This is a genomic window from Enterococcus sp. ARL09-542 (assembly GCF_005234805.1).
GTDB lineage: Bacteria > Bacillota > Bacilli > Lactobacillales > Enterococcaceae > Enterococcus_D > Enterococcus_D gallinarum.
Map to the genome: position 1 here is coordinate 1 of NZ_QPQX01000018.1, position 20,933 is coordinate 20,933.

The following is a 20,933-nucleotide window of genomic DNA, read 5'->3' on the forward strand; positions in this document are numbered from 1 at the left end:
CTCTCTTCGGGTTTTCGGTCTGTACTGAAATCAAGGTATTATTGGGAATCCCAGCTTAAATCATAGATACCGTAAGGGATTTTATTCTTTATTTAAAACTTTGCAACAGAACCGTTTTGATCATTGGTTCGGGACCGATTGGCATCATGCATGCGATGCTGGCACTTGCAAGAGGGGCTAGTAAAGTCATGATGAATGATTTATCAGAAGCTCGTTTGGAGGATGCTAAGGAAATAATTCCCGACTTGGTTCCATTGACCTCTGATGGATTGCAGGAAAAAGTTTTTGCTGAAACCAATGGTCAAGGGGTAGACCTGTGTATTATTGCCGCGCCGGCACCACAGGCACAAGAAGCAAGTTTCAGTTATATGGCGACAAACGGTCGCTGTCTCTTCTTTGGCGGCTTGCCAAAGGAGAAAGAGGAAGTCAAATTGAACACGAACATTCTTCATTACAAACAATTACGCGTTTTTGGTTGTACTCGTGCCAGCTTGGCAGGCTATCGAACATCCGCACAGCTAGTTGCTAGTGGCAGAATTCCGTTGAAAAAATTGATTACAAAATGTTACACAATCAATGAGTTTCCTCAGGCGCTTGAAAATGCTGTCAATGCAGTAGGTTTGAAAAATGTCATTGTCTTTGACGAATCATTTTAGTTTGATTGCTTCCATTTTCAGTTTCTTTTATAATGAAACAAAACACAAAAAGGTGATAGAAGATGGATGATCAATTGTACGCAGAGGAAAGAAAACAATCAATCGTTAAAATAGTCAATGAGAAAAACCGGATGCAAGTTGCTGAGTTGGCGGAACTTTTCAATGTGACGGGTTCAACGATCCGCAATGATTTGCGAGAACTTGAGAATGAGGGGTTAGTCACTCGAACCCACGGTGGCGTGATTAAACGTGAATTTCAACGAAGTGTTGAGACGATCCCCAAAAATCGGGCCTTTACCAATGAAAAATACCGCATCGCTGAACGTGCGGTCCGATTGATCGAAGAAAATGATATTTTGGCGATTGATACAGGAACATCTTGCCGTGCGTTTGCAGAAAAATTGATCAACAGTCCACTGAAGCATTTGACGATTTTGACCTATGATTTGGAGATTGCCTTATTGATAAGTGAGAAAACCAATTATCAAGTGCAAGTCATTGGCGGTACCATTCGAAATGGCTATCCCTATGTTTCAGGCAGTTCTGTGGCATTGGGATTAGCGGGTTTTTCCGTGGATAAAGTGATTCTAGGCACCACTTCTTTTGACAAGAATTATGGGCATTCAACTCCTAATTATGAAACGGCTGAAATGAAGAAAAGCTTGACCAATATTAGTCGGATCAAAATTGTTCTATGTGAATCCAGCAAGATCAATCAGCGGAGCTTCAAGCAATTTGCTGCACCAGATGAATGTGATTATTTGATTACAGATTCTCATATCACACAAGAGCAGAAAGCTGAACTGGATGGCTTGCGTGTCAACTTGTTGATTGCTTAGGAAAACATATCTAGATATCTGGGTAACGAATTTTGTGAAAGAGCCATCTAAGAGACAGGCCTGAAAGGGAACGAAACATTCCGCTATTCCCTTGAGAGCACGTTTATGTCTTAGTGGCCTTTCCAAACAATTCGATGATTCATTCCAGCAAAAACCACGTCCGAGTGTTTCTAGGACGTGGTTTTCTTTTGATCGGATAATTTTTCTAAAATTGTTTCGGCAACGGCTTGCGGAATGCCCGCTTGCTGGATCTCTGCCACGGAAGCTGCTTGAATGTTTTTCAGCGATTTGAAGGTTTTCATTAGCTGTTGCTTACGTTTTGGTCCTAAACCAGGAATTTCATCCAATCTTGAAGAGAAACTGTTCTTGCTGCGCAATTGTCTGTGGAAAGTAATGGCAAACCGATGAACTTCATCTTGGATTCTTTGCAGCAAAAAGAATTCGACTGAATTTCGTTCGAGCTGAATCGGCTGCAGATCATCGCCAAACAGTAACTCACTGGTTTTATGTTTATTGTTTTTGACAAGACCAGCTACTGGAATATCTAATCCTAACTGGTTATGCAAGACATCTTGTGCGGCGCCTACTTGACCTTTCCCACCATCGATGACGATCAAGTCAGGAAATGGCAATTTCTCTTTCAAAACTCGCGAGTAGCGCCGGTAGATCACTTCCTGCATCGAACCATAATCATCACCGCCTTGTGCGGTTTTGATTTTGTATTTTCGGTAATCATCTTTTGAAGGCTTGCCGTCCACAAAGACGACCATTGCAGAAACTGGATCGGTTCCCATAATGTGAGAGTTGTCAAACGCCTCGATGCGATAAGGGGCCGAAATGCCCATGGCTTCACCTAATTTTTCCACCGCACCGATGGTCCGTTCTTCTGTCCGCTCGATGAGAGCAAACTTCTGATCCAATGCGATTTGCGCGTTTTTATTGGCTAAGTCGACCAATTTTTTCTTGTCACCTCGTTGTGGCTGCAAGACTTTCGTTTTTAGCAGCACTTCTAGAGGTTCCCGTTCAATCGTTTGGGGGACAAAAATTTCTTTTGGGATGAAGTGCTCGTTCTTTTGGTAGAATTGACCGATGAATGTCAAAAAGTCTTCTTCCGCTTCGTTGTAAAAAGGAAACAAGGAGACTTCCCGCTCAATCAATTTTCCTTGGCGGATAAAGAACACTTGGACACACATCCAGCCTTTGTCCACACTGTAACCGAAGACGTCGCGATCAAGCAGATCGGTCAAAGTCATCTTTTGACGCGTCATAACGGTATCGATGGCTTGGATTTGATCGCGCAGTTCCGCAGCACGTTCAAATTCAAGGGATTCAATCGCTTCGCCCATTTTTTCCTTTAGTTCTTTTTGGATCTCAACATGGCCACCGTGGAAAAAGTGTTTGACTTGATCAACGATTTTTCGGTATTCCTTGGGATCCATGTGATGAACGTAAGGACAGACGCACTGTCCCAAATGATAGTAGAGACAAGGGCGTTTTTGCGATGCACCACATTTGCGTAATGGAAACAAGCGGTCCAAGATCCGTTTTGTTTCATTCGCTGCTCGGGCATCCGGATAAGGGCCAAAGTAAAGCGCACCATCTTTCAACACTTTGCGGGTGATGATCAATTTAGGATAGCGTTCATTCGTAACTTTGATAAATGGATAGGACTTGTCGTCCTTCAACATAATATTGTATTTTGGTTTGTTTTTTTGAATGAGATTGATTTCTAACAAAAGCGCTTCAGTATTGGATTCAGTGACGACATATTCAAAGTCGGCGATCTCCTGAACTAAGCGTTCCGTTTTCGTGTCATGACTTCCTGTAAAATAGGAACGTACACGATTTTTTAAAATCTTCGCCTTACCTACATAGATGATCGTACCATTTTTGTCTTTCATCAAGTAACAACCAGGTTGATCGGGTAAGAGAGCTAATTTGTTTTTGATCTGTTCCTTCATTTCAGGGTCCTTTCTAGGTGGTCGTTCACATCTGTTTTACTTTATAGGGGAACGCCAGAGCCCCTATTATTCTATCACAAAATAATTAAGAAACAATGAATGAGTTTTTTTACCAAAAAAATCAGTTCAATCGTAAGAAAAGATTAAGAAGTTGCCTGATGGCATCAAGAGATACCGATTATTCCTCCTGCCATTGTCGGATAAAAGAAGCGCAAGCAGCAAATTCTTTATAGGAATCGCGGGTCCGTTTGATCAAATAAAATTGGCGGCGATAACGCTCGCCTAAATCTTCATGGGGGACATCTCTAGCAGCTCGTGCAGAAATGATTGAACAGCCGAAGCCTTTCTTCAACAATGCAACGATCATCTCATTATTGGCGATTTGTAAAATAGGCGTCTGGATATTTTGCTCTTCTAGATAGCGTTTCATATAATAATAAACCCCAGAACTTTGTTCTCGCACGAGCCACGGTCCGACTGCCGGATCGCCAGCCAATACTAGCTGGTCACTCATCAATGGGTATCGCTCCACGGTAGCAGCGGATAAGGGCTTTTCAATGATCCCTAGGTCAAGCTCGTGTTGCTCTACCGCATGCAGGACAGCGGCAGAGTTCATCATCTCTACTTGAAATTGGATGTGGGGAAAGCGAGTGTATAAGCGCATCAGCAAATCCGGCAGCAAATAGATCGCAAAAGTATGGGAAACACCGATCCGGCATGGAACCAACTGTTGCGTACCTTGTTGGATCTCTTGATAGAGATGCTGCCAATCGTCCAATAAATTCAGCCCTCTTTGATAAAGCAGGTGAGCTTGTGGGGTTGCTGAAATGTTCATGCGGCCATTTCGAATGAAAAGTTGGGTGCTCAATTCTTCTTCTAATTGTTTGATATGGGCGGAGACGGTAGGTTGAGACACGAACAGCAACTCAGCGGCTTTCGAGAAATTCTGTGTTTCGTAAACGATTTTGAACGTTTCTAGTTTTTCCAGCAGTGTAATCACTTCCATTATAAAATCCTATTAAAACTATTATATCAATAAATGTTATAGATGAAAAATGCTGTGTATAATATAAGGCAGTATGAAAGGATGGACAAGAATGAATGTTGAAAAAATCAAACCCGTCAATCTGCAGCCATTTTTACCTGGCTTGTTGTTATCATTTATTGTAGCGGCTGTAGCGAAAGTCTTGGCTCTTTGGCTGCCGCAATTAGGAGGAGCGACTTTGGCGATTTTATTAGGGATCGTTCTAGGCAATACGTTCTTCAATCAAAAACAGTATGCGCAAGGAACGAAATTTGCAGAAAGTCGGCTTTTAGAATATTCGGTTGTATTGCTAGGATTTACGGTTACCTTTCAAACGATCAGTGAGATGGGGATTCGTGGTTTTGTTTTCATCGTATTGATGATGACGATCGTTATTACTGCGGCTTACTTGATTGGCAAGAAGTTGGGATTCAATCAAAAAATGAGTTTGATGATGGCAGGAGGCAATGCGGTCTGCGGTTCTTCTGCGATTGGCGCGATTGCACCAGCCATCCAAGCCGATGATGAAGAAAAAGGGCAGATCATCACACTCGTCAATTTGTTAGGAACAGTGATGATGTTGACATTGCCGTTTCTTGGTCTGGCGTTGTTTGGTTCGGATGTTTTACAAAAAAGCGCACTGTTGGGAGGAACGCTACAATCCGTAGGGCAAGTCGTAGCGGGTGCCAGCTTACTTGATGCAGAGATTGTCAAATATGCCATGCTGTTTAAGATCGCTCGGATCATTTTATTGGTCGTGGTGGTTTTGATTTTCGAACGAATGGTGTCGCAACAAAATCAATCCGCATCCGTCGTAAAACAAAAACGATCGTTGCGTATTCCTTGGTATGTTTTAGGTTTTTTGCTGATTTGTATCTTGAACAGCTTTGTTGCATTGCCAAGTTGGTTGAATGATGCTGCACATTTCATCAGTACCTGGTTTGAGACCATCGCCCTTGCAGCGATCGGCTTGCGCTTAGACTTCCGTAAATTCATGAAAGAAGGACCTAAGTTCCTTTTCTATGGACTTTCAGTCGGTTTGGTTCAAACAATTGCAGCGCTCAGCTTGATCTGGTTGCTGAAAATCTAATACAGGATAAGAAAGAGGCTGGGACAGAAGTGTTAAACTCCGAGAAATAAGGAGGAATACACGGAAATTACTTTTCAAATTTGGGGGTATTTCGACTTATTTCCGAAGGAGTTGCTTCGCCTCTCACCGTTTAGACGTGTTTAGAGCGTGGAACAAAAGTGTTTTTTACTTTTGTTCCACGCTCTATTTTTGTTGAACGCTCTAAAGCATGGCTTGCAAACTTTTTTCAGCGATTTGTTCAATCGGTAGTAGACCGTACTCTTGGCTACTAAGCAAAAGAATCGGGGTGTGTGGTACGGCTTCTTGTAGTTCTTTTAATGCAAATTGAGCTTCAGGAGTCAGGAGGATCAAATCAGCAGCTGGCGCTTTTTCTGCGACTTTTGACAAGCTGTACATCTCTACCGCAATCGGCTGCCTTTGAACAGTAAAATATTTCTGTAATTTTAACTGCAGACGTTGTGTTTGCAGTTCTCCCTCGGTTATCCAGCTGCTGACACTAAAAATCATGATCTGTTTCTCAGATGAGGACAGCTTGTCTGTTTGGATAGTGGACGGAGTTGCTGGTACTTTTTCCATCGTTTTCCCTCTTTTCTTTTTTGAGAATAAGGAAGCAAAAAAAGTTGGTTTTGTATTGCCTAAAAGAGCATCGGTTGAAATATGGAACAACTGACTTAGCTTGACTAACATATCCAAATCCGGATAACTGATATTTCGCTCCCATTTAGAAATCGTTTGCGGCGTGACATTCAATTGATTAGCCACCTCTTTTTGGGTCATCCTTTTTGCTTTGCGCAACTTTTTGATATTTTCTCCAATCTCTACCATCAGAGTAGCCTCCTTTGATTGCTAGGTGCAAGAAATGAATCGTTGAATCAGGAAATAAAGAACGCAACGATTCGTTGAATTGCTGATATATTCGCATTTTTCGTCATTTGTAAGGGGAACTAGCTGATTAAAATGACATGAAAAATTTGTAGTCTAAACCGCTTTCTTCTGCTATGATAATCGAAAAAAGGAGAAAAGGAAATGGTGAGTTCTTGGGTTGAAGGCAAAGAAGGAGTAGCGGAGCATCTAGTCTATCTAAACAAAGAAGGCAAAGAGCTGCAGAAATTGTTGGCGGGAGAAAAGAACGCCATCATCCGTGGGGCAGCAGGGGGCAAATCTCCGTTAGGTGGACGCGCAAAAGTTGGCGACCGTGTCTACTTCGTGGAAACAGGTGGCGATCTTTTAGTTACTCATCGTGGCATGATTGAGAACGTGATTGAAACGGAGAAAATGACACCTGAAGAATCACAACAATTTGTTGAGCAGCACCAATCAGAATTAAATTTATCCAAAAAACAAATGGAGCGTTGGGCAGGAAAGAAATTTTTGGCCATTTATCGAATTGCTGAACTGGAAGCGATTGAACCTTTTACGTATCAACGAGGGAAGAACATGGATGACTGGGTAATCACTTCTAGTATAGAGGAAATCAAATAAGAAACCTTAATAAAGCGACCACCTGAAAGAACAGTCTTTTAGGTAATCGCTTTTACTTTTGGGATAGTAGCAAGACTTCTGTTAAAGTTCTTCACCGTTCGTAGCGATGACCCGTTGATACCAAGCAAAGGAATCTTTTTTCAAGCGTTGCAGACTTCCGTTGCCAGCATTGTCTTTATCAACATAGATCATGCCGTAGCGTTTCTCCATTTCTCCGCTGCCGAAACTGACGATATCGATGATTCCCCAAGGAGTATAACCTAAGACGGGTACACCATCTTCTATTACTGCTTTCTCCAGTTGTTCGATGTGCTGACGTAAATAAGAGATACGATAGGGATCATGGATCGTGTTTTCTTCTGTTAATTGATCATAGGCACCAAAGCCATTCTCTACGATAAAGAGCGGCAAGTCATAACGTTGATAGATCGTGTTTAAAACATAGCGAAGTCCTACGGGATCAATTGGCCATCCCCAATCCGTCGCGGTGATATAGGGATTACGGACGATTTTTGCGTGAGGGATATCGTCGGTCGGTTGGCCTTCGACAGTTTCCAATGTCGTGATCGTTCCTGACATATAATAGCTGAAACCAATATAATCAACAGTCCCTGCCTTTAGTAAAGCCTTCTCTTCCTCACTGATTTGGATTTTGATCCCTTTTTGCTGCCAGTAAGTTTGTGCATAGGTCGGAATCTTTCCTCTGACGTGGATGTCACTATAGAAGTAACGACGTTCATTGGCTTTGACCGAAGCCATCAAATCTTCTGGTGCACAGGAATAAGGATAGATTGGGACATAAGCCATCATACAGCCGATTTGAAAGTCTGGATTGATTTTTTTCCCCTCAATGACTGCCGCCGCACTAGCGATCAGTTCGTTGACACCCGCTTGAAAGACCAGTTCTTCTTTCTTGCTTTCTTCTTCGATGATCATGGCGGAGTTTGTCCAGACATGTAATGGTTCCTGTCCGTCTGCTTGATTATTGATTTCATTGAATGTCATCCAGTAGGTGACTTTATCTTTGTAGCGTTCAAAAACGCAGGTTGCGAATTTAACGAAGAGGGGAATCACGGCTTTATTGACAAAGCCACCGTAGGTTTCATAAATCGCATAAGGCATTTCAAAATGAGACAGTGTAATGATTGGTTCGATCCCATTGTTTAATAGTTCGTCAAAAAGGTCATCATAATATTGCAGGCCTGCTTCATTGGGCTCGTCCTCTTGGCCGGTTGGAAAAATACGGCTCCAGGAGATCGATGTACGCAGACACTTTAAGCCTAACGCTTTGAATAATTGAATATCTTCTTTGTAGCGGTGATAAAAGTCGATCGCTTCGTGATTAGGATAATACACATCTTCTTTGATGCCTCTCGTGATTTCACGAGGAATCCCGTTTCCTCCAGCAGTCATCACATCAGCAATACTCATGCCGCGTCCTGCGACATTCCAAGCCCCTTCTGCTTGATGGGCAGCAATTGCGCCACCCCATAGAAAATCTTTTGGCATTTTGCTGCTCATAATTCTTTCCTCCTAAAAAAGTTACGCTTCGATTTTTTGTGAACGGTTTGAAGCAATCACGAATGGCAAGTAGATCAATACGGAAATCGCCAGACAGACCACACCAACGATTGCAGCTACTGCATTTCCGCCAGTTCCTAGGAACAAGTTGATGATTCCCGGTGTGGTCCAAGGCACACCGATTGCTGGTGTCGGCATGATCGGCCAAATGACTGTTACAAAATAACCAACTAGAATATTGACCATTGGAGTCAATATAAAGGGAATGATCATAATCGGATTCAAGACGATCGGTAACCCGAAGATAATCGGTTCGTTGATCTGAAAGATTCCTGGAACAAGTGACATCTTAGCGATCTCCCGTTGTTCTGGTCGCTTCGAGGCGATGAAAATGGCAATGATCAGCCCTAACGTCATTCCCGTTCCGCCCATATTAGCAAACATGTCGTTCAAAACGCCCCACGTTTCTTTGTAAGGTACATCCCACAAGGAACCGCCTTGATTGATGAAATCCAAGTTGGCTAAATCTTGTTCTGTAAAAATTGCTGAACGAACGGCATTCAATGTATTTGGTCCGTGAATCCCGATGGAGAAGAGCAGTGTTTGTAAGAAAGCTAAAATCAAGACACCAACGACATTTCCTCCTAAATCACGCAACGGACTTTGGATCCCTTTGTAGATCAATTCATTGATGCCCTCTGGCGCAATCATCAGTACTAGGAAATTGATCAATGCGGTAACTGCTACGATGATCACGATAGGAATCATTCCAGAAAACGAACGGGAAACTGCCGGCGGTACCATATCGGGCATTTTGATCTGTAATCGTTTGACTTTGAATAGTTTCGGCAAGAATTCTCCTACCAGACAAGCAACGATCATGGCGACGAATAAGCCTTGTGCGCCTAAATATTGGGTGGAGATGGCATTGACACCGTCAACTGAGAAAGAAGTCGGATATAAAATCATAAACGCAGCTACACTTGTCAAACCAACTAGTGTCGCATCTGCATCAAAGTGTTTTGCTAGCAGTTGGGCAACCAGATAAGCAATGAATACGCTCATGATATTGATGGTTCCGTTAGCAACAGATGCCAGTACTTGCTGGGCACTTTCTAAATTGGGAAAGATTTTTGAGAGTTGAAATAATTGCACGATAAAACTATCGTTGGAAAATAAGATATTGTTGACCAAAATAACTAATGAAGAAGAAATCGTCAACGGGAAAATCAACATAAATGCATCACGAATCGCTGCGACGTGTCGCTGGTTATTCAATCTGGTGGCAATTGGTACCAAGGACCGGTCTAGTAGATCATTAAATTTTTGCATAACAGTAACACCTTTCTCTATTTGATGGACTTATTATAGCGAAAGGTTGCCTGAAAAAGTAAACGCATTCGTTTTTAGAATCAAATTCTGTGAGGAAGAAATTTATTCCACAGTCGGAACAAGTGGTTACAAAAAACAGAAAGCAGCAAGACAAACGCTTGATTGCAGCCACTAGTCAGAAAACTGCTGCTGTAAAGCGAGTGTTCTGGCTAGGGCGTTCTTCGTTGTCTGGTACTTTCTGTGCTCGTTCATCATTGAGGGGTAGGTTCATCTTGTAAATAACCAATCAGTGTTTCCACGATGGCGATGGCTGGAAGCTGGCTAGTCAGATCGAGGAAGATGTCTTTGCGCTCTTCTTTGACTGCGTATTCGATCGAGTAGTCACATAAATGGGCAAGAGAACTCTCTTTATTTCTCGTAATACAATATTTTTGGGCAATCGCTTTATTAGCTAATCCAGTAATGACTTCGATCAATTCTTTTGTTTCACCAGAAACACTCAAGAAAACCAGAACGTTTTTTTGATCGGCTCGTAAGAAGCTGCGGATCGGGTAAGTCAATTCATCGATGCTGATGCAGAAGTAGCCGATATTTGCGAGCTTGCGGGCGACATACTGTGCAATTGCGCCAGACGCCCCCATCCCCATAAATAAAATACAGTCCGCATCTCGCAGTGTTTGCGCCATCTTCTTGATTTGGTATTCGACATCGGGATGGAAAATCGTCATGTTCAATCCACGGATGCGTTCTTCAAGGGATAACTGTTTTTGATGTTCTTCATAATGGACTTTTTCTAAATGGGTCTTGATATAAAAGCGAAATTCAGGAAAGGAATCGAATCCCACTTTTTGAACAAAACGAAAGACAGAAGTGGAAGAAACATGGGCATCATCTGCAATATCCCGTACTCGCATATAAGGGATTTTTTCTAAATTATTGACAACAAAGCGATAGATCTCTTGTTCGACTGAAGACAATTTGTTTAAGTTCAAATGCTGAAAAACGGCCATAAATGTTCCTCGCTATCCCATAAGAGTATATGACGAGTATACCATGATTTAGCGAGTGAGTTGCTGATGAATCTGATAAACTGCACCAATTAATCCGGCGTCATTTTGCAATTTGGCAGGCAGCACAGGAGCAATCGTTTTTCCCCGCAAATAGTTGATGGCAGCGTGTTGTGTTTCGACAGTTGTTAATGTCTGTTGCAGTCGTTCAAAGAAATATGGGTTGGCACTGATACCACCGCCAATCAGAATGGCTTCTGGATCGAAACAGCTGATCAAATTGATCAACCCGACGGACAAATCTGTCAGGAACTGTTGGGTCACTGTTTCTGCTAATGTTTCTCCCATCTGTGCGCGCTGAAAAATTTCTCGAGCATCTGTCGTCGCTTGAAATCCTGCCAGCTGACCGCCTTTTTGATTGTAGATCCGAACGAGCCCATCAACGACAGCAGCTTTACGATTGATCGAAACTTCCTCACTATTACCTGTAGAAGGCAAGGCGTCTATCACCATCCAGCCAAATTCTCCTGCCATGCCGTGGGCACCGCGATACACTTGATCATTGATTACGATCCCTCCGCCTACACCAGTTCCTAAGACGAGGCAAAGGTAATTGGAGAAGGATTGGGCATTGCCGATCCATTTCTCTGCGATGGCGGCTGCATTGGCATCATTCTCGACAGAAACTGTTAAACCACAGCATTCTTCTAATGTGGTTTTGAAATTCTCGCCGTACAATGGTTTGATGGCGCCAGCTGTCAGCATCAAACCGTCTTTTTGCACGATGCCCGGCGCACTGATCCCAATCCCGGCGATCGGATAGCGACTTTTAGCTTCATTAATAATTGTGATTAAATTTTGATAGAAAGACTGGGGATCGTAGTTTGTCGGAAGCATATTTTTTTCCAGAATTGCTCCTGTTTCATCAAGAACCCCGTATTTGATCGTTGTGCCGCCAATATCAAATCCTACATACATCGTTATTCCTACTTTCTTCTTTTAATCAGTGTCTTTTCTGCATTGTAGCATGGCACTTGTTGGAATATTTTTCTTTTCGACGGCCAGAAACAAGGGTGGCGTTTGCGTGCTAAGAAAACTGTCAATCAATGATTTCGGCTTTTCCATCTTCTGTTAGTTGCTGCAGGTGGGATAACATCTGTTGAATCACTTCTTCCGAATGCCGTTCCCATGCCCCTAATTCTGCGACGACTTTCAGCGGAGAGGCAGAACGGTAGGAACGGGTCGGATTACCAGGGAATCGCTTATCGGTCAAGTTCGGGTCATTTTCAAAAGGCCCAGTCGGTTCAACCAAATAAATTCTTTCTTGCCCAGTTCCTTTGGCTAATTCGGCTCCCCATTGGCTGCATCCAATGTTGCGGTGAAGTAAATGTAGTTTGAGATCCGACCGGCTTCAAAGTTGGATTCTTTTTTTGGTTCCAGTAATTCGCCTAATTGTAATGATGCTTTTGTTCCGTGGAAAAAAGGTCCTCGGTCTAATGAATCGTTTGTGTGCTCCATTTGGTTCATCCTTTCTATCATTCATTGTTTTACTTAGCATACAAGAATCCCTCCAGATTGAAAAGCTGTTTGTCTAGTGGTGGAATGGTCACTATGTGATACAATTACCAGATTAATGTGGTAATCAGATATTATTTACTATTATGCGCTGATTCCCTAATATATAGTTAAGGAAGCGCTTCCTGGAGGTGGTCAAATGGATTTGAGTAAAAGAGAGAAAGTGTTGTTGCAATTGCTGCTGACACAAAAAGAGTTCAGACCAGCCGCTTTTTTTCAAGAACAGCTCTATGTTTCTTTAAAAACAGTCTATACAGATTTGGCGAGTCTGGAAGAAAAAATCAAGCCTTACGGGTTGACCATTGCTCGTTTGCCTAGAAGAGGGGTCAAGCTTGAAGGGAATCCCACTGCAAGGGAAAAAGGCTACAAACTCATCGTTACTGAAGGTAAAATCGTTGACGAATATTCTCCTGAATATCGTAAATTGTTTATCTTTGCAAATTATTTCTTCTCGAAAAAGCCAATGCATTACCAAGGATTTGCAGAATATTTCTACGTTAGTTATCAGTCGATCAAAAAAGATGTAGATGAATTATTCGCTTTTTGTCAGAAGAAAAAAGTTCGTGCGTCAATGTCTGCAAAAGGGTTGAAGCTAGAGGAGGAAGAATCTGTTCAACAAGCAACTTTCAAATCTTTTCTTGAAAAACATACAGATTCTGCAAGATTGGATCACTCTGCCATTCAGACATTGTTTGATCCGAAGATCGTTACCTTGACTACAGCACTGATTTCAGAAATATCCTTAACACTTGGTCGCCAACTCAATAGTTATTTTGTGGAATCCTTGACGGTATCGTTGGAAATTTTTCTTTCACGGATTTGTCTAGGAAGACATTTGGAACAGCAAGAGAATTTGGGATTTGAGAAATTAAAACAGATGAAACTGTATATGGTTGCTGTTTCCTTTGCAGAACGGATTGAAAGTGAACTAGCTGTTTCCCTAGCAGAGACAGATATCCAATACATTTGTTCATTGCTTTTAGCTCATGGAATTGAGCCGTATATGCAGATTACGGAAAAAAGAGAAGCCAACGTGATCGAAACAACGGAAGAAATGATCGAGAAGATGTCCCGTTTGCTAGATACTGATTTGACACAAGATAACTTATTGTTGCAAGCACTGCTTTCGCATATTGTCCCTATGATCCATCGTCTGAAAAATGGCATGTTAGTCAAAAATCCTTTGTTGCGATTGATCAAGAAGCAATACTCGACCATGTTTACATTAACGAAATATGCGATTGGCGGACTAGAAAAAAACTTTGCACTCTTCTTGACAGAAGATGAAGTGTCATTTCTAACGATTCATTTTCAACTCGCTTTTGAAAAAATCAAAGTCACAAAGCATGTGCTGATCGTTTGCAGCTCTGGATTAGCCACTTCTGAGCTGATCTTTAACCGGATCAAACAAACGATTTCTGCTACGACAGTTTTAGAGATCATCAGTGCAGAGAAATTAGCCAGTACATCACTAGAATTAGTGGATTTGATCATTTCAACTGTTCCGTTGGAGGAAGTGTCACCCCCTGTTCTCTATGTTTCACCATTACCGACAACTGAAGAAATTGCCATGATTTCGGCAAATCTTTCAAACCTGAATGAAAATGAAAAGAAACTGCATTCATCCAAATACCAATCATCAGAGCTATTGCAGAAATATCTAGATCCGGCATTTTTGTACATTAACCAACCGTTTAACACCAAAAAAGACGTCTTAGATTTTCTTGCAGAGAGTTATTTGAGCCATCATTTAGTCACCAACGATTTTAAGCAGTCACTTTATGCACGAGAAGAATTAGGCAGTACCGGATTAAAGACAGGCGTAGCGATTCCGCATGCCGATCCGCAGACTGTCAAAACAACAAAACTAGCATTTGTTACACTACCTAAAGCCATAAAATGGGGAGATACGGAAGTTCAATTAGTCGTTCTCTTGGCAATCGCTGAAAAAAATATGTCAGAAGCAAAAGAATTGATTGCATCTATTTACGATTTATTCAACTCTCCTGAAGAAATACGATGGGTGGTTAGCAGTAAAAATCGAGAAGAACTTTATCGTAAACTTGTAAAAGGAGGGACCCCGAATGTTTTTTGACCAGCAAATTGCTTTATTAAACAAAGAAGTAGAATCTAAAGAAGCAGCATTTCGGCTACTTACAGAGGAATTTTTAAAGAATGAATGTGTGACAGAGGCGTATCTTGACAACGTGATTAAAAGAGAGGCGGTTTTTCCAACCGGTCTGATGATCAATGGGATTGGCGTGGCGATTCCTCATACAGATAGTCAGTATGTCAAGAGATCGCAAGTTGGCTTTCTTTCATTGACAGATCCATTGCCATTCATTGAAATGGGAACAAGGGACAAAGAAATTTCAGTTTCATTAATCTTTATGTTGGCATTAAAGGAGCCGCACGAACAATTACAAATGCTGCAAAACTTGATCGAAATGTTTCAAAAAAATGGTGTGTTGGAAAAGTTAAGAGACATCCATGATGTTGAGGAATATCGGATGATTTTGCAACAGTATGGATTGGAATAAGGAGGGAATATCATGTTAAATGCGTTACAGTGGTTTGTTGATTTAGGGTCAATCGTTGTACTCCCGATTTTGATATTTATTTTTGGTCTTATTCTGGGAACGAAACCAGGCAAGGCTTTCACATCTGCTTTAACAGTTGGTGTCGGTTTTGTGGGCTTGAATCTAGTGATCGACCTGTTAAGCAATAGCTTAGGACCAGCAGCGCAACAGATGGTTGAGCGATTTGGCTTGAATCTGACGACGATTGATGTTGGCTGGCCGGCAGCAGCTGCGATTTCCTATGGGACGATTCTAGGAAGTCTGGCAATTCCGATCGGTGTTGTGTTAAATGTTGTTTTGATTATTTTTGGCCTGACGAAAACATTGAATGTCGATATCTGGAATATTTGGCATGCGGCGTTCATTTCTTCGTTGGTCTATGCTTTGACTGGCAACTTTGCCATGGGGATCGCTGCAACCGTCATCTATCTAATGATGATTCTTTTGATGGGAGATATTTTAGGACCGATCATTAATAAATTCTATGGTTTCCCGAATATCACTTTCCCACACGGGACCGCTGCTCCAGGATTTGTTTTCGCTTTACCGATGAACTGGTTATTCGATCGTATTCCGGGATTGCGAGACTGGAAAGCTGACCCGGAATCGATTCAAAAACGTTTTGGTGTCTTTGGGGACTCGACAGTTATGGGCTTTCTGATTGGTTTGATCATCGGAATTCTCGCTGGCTATGATGTGGCAGGCACTGGCCAATTAGCAGTTAAAACCGGCGCAGTGATGGTCATTATGCCAAAAATGGTTGCTCTATTAATGGAAGGGCTTACACCTATATCTGAGTCTGCCAATGACTTTGTGAAGAAACGTTTCCCTGGAAGAGAGCTTTACATTGGGATGGATGCGGCGCTTTCTGTCGGACATCCAGCAGTATTGTCTTCGTCATTATTACTCGTACCAATTACGATACTTTTAGCGGTTGTTTTGCCAGGAAATACGACATTGCCTTTTGGAGATTTAGCAACGATTCCGTTTCTTGTCTGTTTGATGGCAGCAGTATTTGGCGGAAATATTATCCGGACGGTTATCGCAGGGACAATTTATATGACCAGTATTTTGTATATCACTTCTTGGGTCGCACCATTAGTAACAACAGCTGCTAAGTCTGCCAATTTTGACTTACAAGGAAATTCAACGATCACAGCTCTAGCTGAAGGCGGACTATGGACTACCTGGCTTTATGTCGGTTTGACAAAAGTATTGAGCTGGGGCGGATTAGCGATCATCGGTGCGATTGTTGTCATCGGTTTGATCTATGTTAACAAGGTGTTACCTAAAAAACAAAGCGTCATGTAGGAGGAAGAACAATGAAAAAATTATTGATCATGTGTGGAACCGGAGTAGCGACATCAACGATCGTAACCAATAAAGTCAAAGAATGGCTAAAAGAAAAAGAACTGACGAATGAAGTCAAATTGTATCAATCCAAAGTCGCGGATGAAATGAACAAGATCGACGATTACGACATTGTTGTGAGTACCACGGTAGTCCCTGATTCCATCAAAGACAAAGTCATCATGGGATTGCCTTTATTGACAGGGATCGGTACCGAAGAAATGTATGCAGAAATCGAAAAGAAAATCAGAGAATAAAGGAGTCTTGCAAAATGCTTGTTACCACAAAAGAAATGTTTGACCATGCAGAGGAATTCAACTATGCCATTCCCGCAGCCAACTTTTTTGATCTAGACAGTGCCCGCACCTATGTTGAAACGGCTGCTAGGCTAGGGTGTCCATTGATCTTGGCTTTTGCCCAATCACATATGGATATGCTGAGTTTGGAAGAAGCAGCCCTGATTGGGAAGTATTTGGCTGAAAAAAGCGCCTTCCCCGTAGCGTTGCATTTGGATCATGGTCAAGATGAGGAAGTCATCAAGGAAGCGATTCGTTTAGGCTTCACTTCTGTCATGATCGATGCGTCAGAAGACCCGCTTGAAGAAAATATCCGCCGCTCCAAAGCGATCGCCGATTATGCCCATCAATATGGGGTGGTCGTAGAGGCAGAAATTGGGCATGTCGGCTCTGGCGGCAGTTTGGAAGCAACGGGGCTTTCTGATTCGATTTATACCGACTTCCATGAAGCAGTAAGATTTGCTGAACAAACGAATGTTGATTCGTTAGCCGTTTCGATCGGCACAGCCCATGGGCATTACCGAGGAACGCCTAAAATCAACTTTGATGTACTAAGTGAGATCCATCAAGCCATTACTATTCCGTTAGTCTTACATGGCGGTTCTTCTTCTGGTGATGAAAATCTTGAAAAATGTGCACAAGGCGGGATCCGAAAAATCAACATCTTTACAGATTTCGTTACAGCCGCAATGACCAAGATTCAAGAACAGCAGCCTGCTGACTACTTTGAACTAAAGAAAGCAGCGAATCAAGGAATGGCAGATACGCTAGCACATTACTATCACGTTTTTCATACAAAAACTTGTTAGGAGGATAAGCATGAGGAAAAAGCAGTTACGAGCACCCTTTTTTGTAGTCAATCCCAAAGCCTATTTATACGGAAAAGAATCCTTGGCACTGGCAAAAGCCGCCGATCAATTAGCGGAAAAATATGACGTTGATATCTTGTTCACGGTGCAGCACGCAGATGCCGCAACGATCAAACAAGCTACGAATCATTTGTTCATTACGGTTCAACACATCGATGGCATGACTGTTGGACGGGGAATGGGCTACGTCTTACCTGAATCAGTAGCAAATGTCGGCGTAGCAGCGACATTTCTCAATCATGCAGAACACCCAATGACATTAGATGAACTCGCAAAAGCGATTAATCGGGCAGATGAGTTGGGGCTCATCACGATTGCTTGCGCGAATTCACTGCAAGAAGCTAAAGCAGTGGCAGCTCTGCAGCCTGACATTATGGTTTGTGAACCAACTGAATTGATTGGTACCGGTCAAACGAGTGACGTTTCTTATATGGAAGAAACCAATCAAGCCATCCGTGCCATCAACAAAGAAATCAAGATTTTACAAGCGGCTGGTATTTCGACCGCAGACGATGTGGCAAAAGCACTGCAATCAGGAGCCGACGGAACGGGTGGCACCAGTGGTATCGTCTGCGCGCCAGATCCGCAGAACGTTTTGACAGAAATGATCAAAAAAGTTGCTGAGCTAAGAGATGAGGGGATTAAAAGATGAAATTCGCGAAAGAACAGCTAACATTGACATCAAATGGCAATCGGGTATCTTATCATAATATTACGCAAGAAGTGAAGGACTTTGTAGAGAGAAGCCAAATCAAAAACGGCATCTGTTTAGTCCAATCCCCACACACAACTTGTTCCGTCATTTTCGAGGAATTCATGCATGATACGGATTTTAATGGGGATGAATTTTTACAAGTTGATCTGAATCGCATTTTGGATAAACTAGTGCCTAGAGAACTCTCGGAAAATACAAATTATCGTTACCCTGGACCGAAACATTTGGAATTTCTGATGAGCCTAGATGATCCTAACTATCCGACAGATCCAGCAACGATTTTAAATGGCGATGCCCATATCCGTTCTTCGTTTTTCGGGGCGAGTGAAAGTTTTATTTTACATGAAGGAAAGCTTGAAATTGGTTCTGTAGGGTATATTTATTTCGTGGATTTTGACCAAAACCGAGTTAGGAATCGAACCTGCCATCTTATGTTGATGGGTGAATAAAGCAACTGCTAGTGGCAACTGGGGCAGCAGTATTCTGCAAGGACATGGGAAAAGTCGAACGCTTGAGCCGAAATGCGTTATAATCAATGAGACAATGAAATTTATGGAGGGATCAATTTGATTATTCGCCCAATGACAGCTAGTGATTGTCGATCAATCGATCAAGCGTTTCTTGCACAACAATGGCCTAGTCGTCAAGCTACATTAGAGAGATATCTTCAAGAACAGAGCCGCGGACTGCGACAGGTCTTTGTCGCGGAAGACTCGGGACAGATTGCAGGCTATGCGACATTGATTCCCCACGCAAAAGCCGGTCCTTTTAAAAAGAATGGCTATCCGGAGATCACCGATCTAAATGTCTTTCAAAACTTTCAGCGGCAAGGAATCGGCGCTAAGCTGCTCCAAGCTGCAGAAGAACAAGCCAAAACATTTTCGTCTGTGATCACCATTGGTGTGGGGCTTCATTCTGGTTATGGCACTGCACAGCGACTGTATTTAAAAAATGGCTACTTACCTGACGGATCAGGGGTCTGGTTTGAGAATCAAGTCTTGGCAATGGGTGCTGCTTGTTACAATAATGACGATCTTGTGCTTTATCTTTCTAAGTCCTTTTGACAAGCAACCAGCGTGTTATTTCTATCTAACAGGTATAATCTACAGAAAATACGATGAACGTCAATGCTAGGAGCATACTAGCCTTGACGTTTTTTTCTACGACCAAACAAGCTTCGACGTATCTCGGTCCTGCTAGATATTTTAGGAAGAATGGTATGACCCGCATATTTGTTCGCCAAAAACAGCGTTCTTTTCTTTGATTAGAAAGGAAGAACGCTGTCTAGATTCTGTTCCATATTCAAAAAAATCAGTAACACTTCTCGCAGGGGGTCAATCCTTTGCTTAAAGCTTCGGACAACGTAGCTGGGAAATAAGTACCATTGCCGCATTTATGGGTGTGATACTTCTTCCCTGTACGGGTGATCATGACATATTCTTCTGCTTGATTGCTTGTGGTTTGATTTGACTGGCTGGCTTGGTTTGCCTGCTGTTTCGCAGCGGCGGCTGCTTGCCGTTCTTGTTCGGCTTTAGCAAGCTGCCGTTCTTGTTCTTCACGAATCGATTGGCGAACAGCTTCAGCTCGCTGCGTCAATCCATCATCTGCTGAGGGAAGCTTGGCAATCGCAGAAGTTGCACTAGCTAAGTTTGCTTCAGTCGGCTCTGCTTCGGCTTTTTCAACAGCTTTGGTCGCTTGTGCTTGCAATTTCGCTTGTGTTTCTTTCTCTTCAACTTTTGTTTGTAAAGAAGCCAGTCGATCTTCAAATTCAGTTTTCGTCGAACTTGTTGCTGCAACAAGCTTGGCAGCTGCCTCAAGGTCTGTTCTGCTTAGACTTTGTTCCGCTTTTTCTAACGCGCTGGCGATCTGCAGATGATCTTGGAGGACGGCCAAACGTTGATCATAATCGTCATATGTTTTGCTGAGAGAATGAACCAATGTTGCTGCTTCATCATAATTTTTTTGTGTTGGTTTAGATTCTGCCAACGCTAGTGCAGTTTCGACCTGTTTAATCAGTTCTTTCTCCGCTTTTTCTGCTTCTAAATAAGCCACAAATTCTTTGGAAGGTTTGATCAAGACTTCCTGTTCTTTTTTCTGATCATTTAAGGCAGCTTTTACCACAACTTGTTGCTCAGTGGCATCATTCAGGTGAACTGTGTAGCTAAAAGAACCTTTACTGTTTTTGACCGTTTCCCCATTGATCGTTAGGACAGCATCGGCCGTGGCTTCCCCTTCGATAGTCGCTTTTCCTGTTTCATCCGTTTGTATTTCAGGTGAAATAACAGATAGTGTCAAATTGCTCGGAGATAAAATTGCACCAGCAAAAAATAGAATAACGCTTCCGCATAAAATAAATCCCAATCTTTTTTTCGGTCGCTTCTTGATGGCAGCGATAATCAACAAAATACCGCTTACAATTACTGCTAAGAAACTGACCAAACTAATCCACATACCCATAACTTTTCTAGTTCCTTTCACTTTTTGATGTCTTTATTATAACATGATTTATATTAAAAACATGAAAAAAATAAGAAAATAAAACTAGATAATAACAATTTGTTTTTACGAATCGTTCTTATTTATAGAATCCTTTTTAGGGAGCGCTAGAAAACGGTTCCTTTTAATTGCTATTTTTTT

The 20,933-nt window shown here is 42.2% G+C and carries 20 protein-coding genes and 1 pseudogene; 12 read left to right on the forward strand and 9 right to left on the reverse strand.

The window, feature by feature from the left end; genetic code table 11:
• Positions 1-116 precede the first annotated feature (116 nt).
• A complete protein-coding gene (locus DVW06_RS14695) occupies positions 117-656 on the forward strand; it encodes a zinc-binding dehydrogenase (RefSeq protein ID WP_231130286.1) in 540 nt (179 codons plus the stop codon).
• A gap of 62 nt (positions 657-718) precedes the next feature.
• Complete coding sequence (locus DVW06_RS14700) at positions 719-1,495, forward strand: DeoR/GlpR family DNA-binding transcription regulator (protein ID WP_137264816.1); 777 nt, start codon at positions 719-721, stop codon at positions 1,493-1,495.
• Positions 1,496-1,665: 170 nt separating this feature from the next.
• Here DVW06_RS14700 and uvrC read toward each other — a convergent pair whose 3' ends face one another.
• Entirely contained in the window at positions 1,666-3,456 is a 1,791-nt protein-coding gene (gene uvrC, locus DVW06_RS14705) for an excinuclease ABC subunit UvrC (protein ID WP_003127892.1), read from the reverse strand.
• A 178-nt stretch (positions 3,457-3,634) separates the two neighbouring features.
• The gene (locus DVW06_RS14710; protein WP_021150668.1) at positions 3,635-4,462 is read right to left on the reverse strand and encodes a LysR family transcriptional regulator; all 828 of its coding nucleotides are present in this window, start codon (positions 4,460-4,462) and stop codon (positions 3,635-3,637) included.
• A gap of 91 nt (positions 4,463-4,553) precedes the next feature.
• Between DVW06_RS14710 and DVW06_RS14715 the strand changes: the two genes are divergently transcribed.
• Positions 4,554-5,570: a YeiH family protein gene (locus DVW06_RS14715; RefSeq protein ID WP_005469953.1), complete on the forward strand. Its 1,017-nt coding sequence runs from the start codon at positions 4,554-4,556 to the stop codon at positions 5,568-5,570.
• A gap of 201 nt (positions 5,571-5,771) precedes the next feature.
• On the opposite strand, the gene DVW06_RS14720 is transcribed toward DVW06_RS14715, so the two are convergent.
• The gene (locus DVW06_RS14720; protein WP_003127896.1) at positions 5,772-6,395 is read right to left on the reverse strand and encodes a helix-turn-helix domain-containing protein; all 624 of its coding nucleotides are present in this window, start codon (positions 6,393-6,395) and stop codon (positions 5,772-5,774) included.
• A gap of 201 nt (positions 6,396-6,596) precedes the next feature.
• Here DVW06_RS14720 and DVW06_RS14725 point away from each other — a divergent pair, with 201 nt between their 5' ends.
• A complete protein-coding gene (locus tag DVW06_RS14725; RefSeq protein WP_137264817.1) occupies positions 6,597-7,052 on the forward strand; it encodes a hypothetical protein in 456 nt (151 codons plus the stop codon).
• An 81-nt stretch (positions 7,053-7,133) separates the two neighbouring features.
• On the opposite strand, the gene DVW06_RS14730 is transcribed toward DVW06_RS14725, so the two are convergent.
• The 5 genes and pseudogenes from DVW06_RS14730 to arr form a co-directional block, all read right to left on the reverse strand.
• Positions 7,134-8,573, reverse strand: a complete 1,440-nt coding sequence (locus DVW06_RS14730) for a 6-phospho-beta-glucosidase (RefSeq protein WP_003127898.1) — start codon at positions 8,571-8,573, stop codon at positions 7,134-7,136.
• 21 nt (positions 8,574-8,594) lie between these two features.
• Positions 8,595-9,905 carry a PTS sugar transporter subunit IIC gene (locus tag DVW06_RS14735; protein ID WP_003127899.1) on the reverse strand — a complete coding sequence of 437 codons (1,311 nt, stop codon included), beginning with the start codon at positions 9,903-9,905 and terminating at the stop codon, positions 8,595-8,597.
• 251 nt (positions 9,906-10,156) lie between these two features.
• Positions 10,157-10,915: a MurR/RpiR family transcriptional regulator gene (locus DVW06_RS14740; protein WP_137264818.1), complete on the reverse strand. Its 759-nt coding sequence runs from the start codon at positions 10,913-10,915 to the stop codon at positions 10,157-10,159.
• Between the two features lie 48 nt (positions 10,916-10,963).
• Positions 10,964-11,890 carry an ROK family protein gene (locus tag DVW06_RS14745; RefSeq protein ID WP_005469958.1) on the reverse strand — a complete coding sequence of 309 codons (927 nt, stop codon included), beginning with the start codon at positions 11,888-11,890 and terminating at the stop codon, positions 10,964-10,966.
• Positions 11,891-12,011: 121 nt separating this feature from the next.
• A pseudogene (gene arr / locus DVW06_RS14750) lies at positions 12,012-12,430 on the reverse strand (NAD(+)--rifampin ADP-ribosyltransferase).
• Between the two features lie 196 nt (positions 12,431-12,626).
• On the opposite strand from arr, the gene DVW06_RS14755 reads away from it, so the two are divergent.
• The 8 genes from DVW06_RS14755 to DVW06_RS14790 all read left to right on the forward strand — a co-directional run bounded on the left by DVW06_RS14755 (position 12,627) and on the right by DVW06_RS14790 (position 19,360).
• Positions 12,627-14,582, forward strand: coding sequence for a BglG family transcription antiterminator (locus DVW06_RS14755; protein WP_003127903.1), 1,956 nt, complete (start codon positions 12,627-12,629; stop codon positions 14,580-14,582).
• Positions 14,572-15,027: a PTS sugar transporter subunit IIA gene (locus DVW06_RS14760; protein WP_003127904.1), complete on the forward strand. Its 456-nt coding sequence runs from the start codon at positions 14,572-14,574 to the stop codon at positions 15,025-15,027. Before DVW06_RS14755 ends, DVW06_RS14760 begins: the two co-directional genes overlap by 11 nt.
• A gap of 12 nt (positions 15,028-15,039) precedes the next feature.
• Complete coding sequence (locus tag DVW06_RS14765) at positions 15,040-16,377, forward strand: PTS galactitol transporter subunit IIC (RefSeq protein ID WP_003127905.1); 1,338 nt, start codon at positions 15,040-15,042, stop codon at positions 16,375-16,377.
• Between the two features lie 11 nt (positions 16,378-16,388).
• Positions 16,389-16,673, forward strand: a complete 285-nt coding sequence (locus DVW06_RS14770) for a PTS sugar transporter subunit IIB (protein WP_003127907.1) — start codon at positions 16,389-16,391, stop codon at positions 16,671-16,673.
• A gap of 14 nt (positions 16,674-16,687) precedes the next feature.
• The gene (locus DVW06_RS14775; protein ID WP_003127908.1) at positions 16,688-17,521 is read left to right on the forward strand and encodes a class II fructose-bisphosphate aldolase; all 834 of its coding nucleotides are present in this window, start codon (positions 16,688-16,690) and stop codon (positions 17,519-17,521) included.
• A 10-nt stretch (positions 17,522-17,531) separates the two neighbouring features.
• Positions 17,532-18,233 carry a triose-phosphate isomerase gene (locus DVW06_RS14780; protein ID WP_003127909.1) on the forward strand — a complete coding sequence of 234 codons (702 nt, stop codon included), beginning with the start codon at positions 17,532-17,534 and terminating at the stop codon, positions 18,231-18,233.
• Positions 18,230-18,745 carry a YjbQ family protein gene (locus DVW06_RS14785; RefSeq protein ID WP_003127911.1) on the forward strand — a complete coding sequence of 172 codons (516 nt, stop codon included), beginning with the start codon at positions 18,230-18,232 and terminating at the stop codon, positions 18,743-18,745. Before DVW06_RS14780 ends, DVW06_RS14785 begins: the two co-directional genes overlap by 4 nt.
• Positions 18,746-18,856: 111 nt before the next feature.
• Positions 18,857-19,360 carry a GNAT family N-acetyltransferase gene (locus tag DVW06_RS14790; RefSeq protein ID WP_029486246.1) on the forward strand — a complete coding sequence of 168 codons (504 nt, stop codon included), beginning with the start codon at positions 18,857-18,859 and terminating at the stop codon, positions 19,358-19,360.
• Between the two features lie 247 nt (positions 19,361-19,607).
• On the opposite strand, the gene DVW06_RS14795 is transcribed toward DVW06_RS14790, so the two are convergent.
• Complete coding sequence (locus tag DVW06_RS14795; RefSeq protein WP_034705059.1) at positions 19,608-20,753, reverse strand: hypothetical protein; 1,146 nt, start codon at positions 20,751-20,753, stop codon at positions 19,608-19,610.
• Positions 20,754-20,933: the final 180 nt, after the last annotated feature.

What these genes read in the sequence shown, in the direction of transcription:
- DVW06_RS14700 (WP_137264816.1), top strand. Translation starts at nt 719, where the DNA reads ATGGATGATCAATTGTACGCAGAGGAAAGAAAACAATCAATCGTTAAA.
- uvrC (WP_003127892.1), bottom strand. Translation starts at nt 3,456, where the DNA reads ATGAAGGAACAGATCAAAAACAAATTAGCTCTCTTACCCGATCAACCT.
- DVW06_RS14710 (WP_021150668.1), bottom strand. Translation starts at nt 4,462, where the DNA reads ATGGAAGTGATTACACTGCTGGAAAAACTAGAAACGTTCAAAATCGTT.
- DVW06_RS14715 (WP_005469953.1), top strand. Translation starts at nt 4,554, where the DNA reads ATGAATGTTGAAAAAATCAAACCCGTCAATCTGCAGCCATTTTTACCT.
- DVW06_RS14720 (WP_003127896.1), bottom strand. Translation starts at nt 6,395, where the DNA reads ATGGTAGAGATTGGAGAAAATATCAAAAAGTTGCGCAAAGCAAAAAGG.
- DVW06_RS14725 (WP_137264817.1), top strand. Translation starts at nt 6,597, where the DNA reads ATGGTGAGTTCTTGGGTTGAAGGCAAAGAAGGAGTAGCGGAGCATCTA.
- DVW06_RS14730 (WP_003127898.1), bottom strand. Translation starts at nt 8,573, where the DNA reads ATGAGCAGCAAAATGCCAAAAGATTTTCTATGGGGTGGCGCAATTGCT.
- DVW06_RS14735 (WP_003127899.1), bottom strand. Translation starts at nt 9,905, where the DNA reads ATGCAAAAATTTAATGATCTACTAGACCGGTCCTTGGTACCAATTGCC.
- DVW06_RS14740 (WP_137264818.1), bottom strand. Translation starts at nt 10,915, where the DNA reads ATGGCCGTTTTTCAGCATTTGAACTTAAACAAATTGTCTTCAGTCGAA.
- DVW06_RS14745 (WP_005469958.1), bottom strand. Translation starts at nt 11,890, where the DNA reads ATGTATGTAGGATTTGATATTGGCGGCACAACGATCAAATACGGGGTT.
- DVW06_RS14755 (WP_003127903.1), top strand. Translation starts at nt 12,627, where the DNA reads ATGGATTTGAGTAAAAGAGAGAAAGTGTTGTTGCAATTGCTGCTGACA.
- DVW06_RS14760 (WP_003127904.1), top strand. Translation starts at nt 14,572, where the DNA reads ATGTTTTTTGACCAGCAAATTGCTTTATTAAACAAAGAAGTAGAATCT.
- DVW06_RS14765 (WP_003127905.1), top strand. Translation starts at nt 15,040, where the DNA reads ATGTTAAATGCGTTACAGTGGTTTGTTGATTTAGGGTCAATCGTTGTA.
- DVW06_RS14770 (WP_003127907.1), top strand. Translation starts at nt 16,389, where the DNA reads ATGAAAAAATTATTGATCATGTGTGGAACCGGAGTAGCGACATCAACG.
- DVW06_RS14775 (WP_003127908.1), top strand. Translation starts at nt 16,688, where the DNA reads ATGCTTGTTACCACAAAAGAAATGTTTGACCATGCAGAGGAATTCAAC.
- DVW06_RS14780 (WP_003127909.1), top strand. Translation starts at nt 17,532, where the DNA reads ATGAGGAAAAAGCAGTTACGAGCACCCTTTTTTGTAGTCAATCCCAAA.
- DVW06_RS14785 (WP_003127911.1), top strand. Translation starts at nt 18,230, where the DNA reads ATGAAATTCGCGAAAGAACAGCTAACATTGACATCAAATGGCAATCGG.
- DVW06_RS14795 (WP_034705059.1), bottom strand. Translation starts at nt 20,753, where the DNA reads ATGGGTATGTGGATTAGTTTGGTCAGTTTCTTAGCAGTAATTGTAAGC.